Below are 2,710 nucleotides of genomic sequence, written 5' to 3' on the forward strand. Positions count from 1 at the left end.
GCCGGGCCCGGCGGGCCCGGCCCCCGACCTGTCGGCACCCCGGTCCGTGCTTCCTCCCCTGACGGTCACCGCTGCGGCGGGTGATCTGTGTCGCGCCCGGGCGCCCCGGCGCTGTCCGACCCCGGTGCGGTCGCGGTACGGTCTGGTCCCTTTCACCGGATCAGACCGCCTTGCCGAGGGAAAACGGAGCCGCAGCTGTGACCGTCCCCGAATCCACGTCCGCGTTCCAGCACACCGACGTCCTCCCGCTCGGTCCGGACACCACCACCGAGTACCGCCTGGTGACCGAGGAGGGCGTGCGGGTCGTCGAGGCCGCAGGCCGCCGGTTCCTCGAAATCCGGCCCGAGGCGCTGACCGAACTGGCCCACGCGGCCGTCACCGACATCCAGCACCTGCTGCGTTCGTCCCACCTGGCGCAGCTGCGCGCGATCGTGGACGACCCGGAGGCCAGTGGCAACGACCGGTTCGTCGCGATGGATCTGCTGCGCAACGCCGCCGTGTCGGCGGGCGGGGTGCTGCCGATGTGCCAGGACACCGGCACCGCCATCGTGGTCGGCAAGCGCTCCGAGGGCGTGCTCACCGGCGGCACCGACGAACGGGCGCTGTCCGAGGGGATCCACACCGCCTACCGCGACCTGAACCTGCGGTACTCGCAGATGGCGCCGCTGACCTTCTGGGACGAGCGCAACACCGGCACCAATCTGCCCGCGCAGATCGAACTGTTCCACAAGGACACCGGCCACGCGGGCTCCGCGTCCGACGGGGCGGGGTCCGACGGGGCGGGCTCCGACACGGCCGACGGCACCACCGACGACACCGCCGACGCCGACCCGTCCTACGAGTTCCTGTTCCTGGCCAAGGGCGGCGGCAGCGCCAACAAGACGTTCCTGTACCAGGAGACCAAGGCCGTGCTGAACCCGAAACGGCTCGCGCGGTTCCTGGAGGAGAAGCTGCGCGGGCTGGGCACCGCGGCCTGCCCGCCGTACCACCTGGCGATCGTCGTCGGCGGGATGTCGGCCGAGTACAACCTCAAGGTCGCCAAGCTGGCGTCGGCGCGGTACCTGGACGAGCTGCCCGCCGAGGGGTCCGAGCTGGGCCACGGCTTCCGGGATCGGGAGCTGGAGCAGCAGGTGCTGGAGATGACCCGGCAGTTCGGCATCGGGGCCCAGTTCGGGGGCAAGTACTTCTGCCACGACGTGCGGGTGATCCGGCTGCCCCGGCACGGGGCGTCCTGCCCCGTCGGCATCGCGGTGTCCTGCTCGGCCGACCGCCAGGCCAAGGCGAAGATCACCCCGGAGGGGGTCTTCCTCGAACAGCTGGAGCGGGACCCGGCGCGGTTCCTGCCGGAGGTGTCCGAGGGCGACCTGTCCGACGAGGTGGTCGAGGTCGACCTGAACCGGCCGATGTCCGAGATCCGCGCGCAGCTCTCGCAGCTGCCGGTGAAGACGCGGTTGAGCCTGACCGGGCCGCTGGTGGTGGCCCGCGACATCGCCCACTCCAAGATCGCCGAGCGGCTGGACGCCGGCGAGGAGATGCCGTCCTACCTGCGGGACCACCCCGTGTACTACGCGGGCCCGGCCAAGACCCCGGACGGCTACCCGTCCGGCTCGTTCGGCCCCACCACGGCGGGCCGGATGGACTCCTACGTCCCGCAGTTCCAGGCCGCGGGCGGGTCGATGGTGATGCTGGCCAAGGGCAACCGGTCGAAGCAGGTCACCGAGTCCTGCCGCGAACACGGCGGGTTCTACCTCGGTTCGATCGGCGGGCCCGCCGCGCGGCTGGCGCAGGACTGCATCCGCAACGTCGAGGTGCTGGAGTACGCCGAGCTGGGGATGGAGGCCGTCTGGCGGATCGAGGTGGAGGACTTCCCCGCGTTCATCGTCATCGACGACAAGGGCAACGACTTCTTCGCCGAGACCTCGGAGCCGGTCCTGCAGATCTCGTTCCGCTCCTGAAGCGCCGGGGTGTGGCGGCCCTCCCGGCCCCTCGACGGGAAGGACCTCCACACCGTCCGGACGCCGCCTGCCGGCGCTACTCCCGCTCGCTGCGGTGCTCCAACACGACCGCACGCTCGTCCAGCGGCGCGTCGAGTTCCACGGTCAGCGGCGGGTAGCGCATGTCCATCGTGCACATGGTGTCGGGGTCGGCGGGTTTCGTCTCGACCAGCGTGACCGTCACCCGCTTCTCGCCCGCGTCGGTGAGTTCGGCCGAGGCCTTCCCACAGCCACCCTCCATCCCGACGACCCGGAGGGTGCGGCCGCCGTCGGCCACACCGACGTCGACGGGGTGACCGTCGGGCAGGGCACTCCCGTCGATCCGGTCCGTGGGCAGCGGCTGGGCGTCCGGCGGCTCGCGGTCCGGCGGTGCGGAGCGGGACAGCTCCTGCGACGACGGCGCGATCCGCGCACTCCCGTCCCCGGACCCACCCGGACCTCCCGCTTCGGCCCGGTCGGCCTGTTCCGCGCAGGCCGCGCCGCCCAGCAGCACGGCACCCACGATCGTTCCCGTGACAACGGCTCGTGTTCGTCTCATGGACGGACAGACGTAACCGGGGCCCCGGTAGGTTGCACGCATGACCGGAGACGGACGGCTCGCCCGGGGGCTGGGCACCGGGGACGCGGTGGTGCTCGGGCTCGGGGCGATGATCGGTGCGGGGGTGTTCACCGCGTTCGCCCCGGCCGCGCGTGCCGCCGGGGCGGGGCTGTTGGCG

Annotated in this window: 2 protein-coding genes and 1 pseudogene; 2 read left to right on the forward strand and 1 reads right to left on the reverse strand. The window is 72.2% G+C overall.

What is annotated here, in order from left to right; all coding sequences use genetic code 11:
* Positions 1-197: 197 nt before the first annotated feature.
* The gene (locus SACHA_RS0111415) at positions 198-1,955 is read left to right on the forward strand and encodes a fumarate hydratase (RefSeq protein ID WP_019809817.1); all 1,758 of its coding nucleotides are present in this window, start codon (positions 198-200) and stop codon (positions 1,953-1,955) included.
* Between the two features lie 76 nt (positions 1,956-2,031).
* Here the strand turns inward: SACHA_RS0111415 and SACHA_RS0111420 are convergent, their stop codons facing one another.
* The gene (locus SACHA_RS0111420; protein ID WP_051110190.1) at positions 2,032-2,532 is read right to left on the reverse strand and encodes a hypothetical protein; all 501 of its coding nucleotides are present in this window, start codon (positions 2,530-2,532) and stop codon (positions 2,032-2,034) included.
* Between the two features lie 40 nt (positions 2,533-2,572).
* On the opposite strand from SACHA_RS0111420, the pseudogene SACHA_RS24500 reads away from it, so the two are divergent.
* A pseudogene (locus SACHA_RS24500) lies at positions 2,573-2,710 on the forward strand (amino acid permease); the annotation flags it as partial.

It is taken from the genome of Saccharomonospora halophila 8 (assembly GCF_000383775.1).
GTDB lineage: Bacteria > Actinomycetota > Actinomycetes > Mycobacteriales > Pseudonocardiaceae > Saccharomonospora > Saccharomonospora halophila.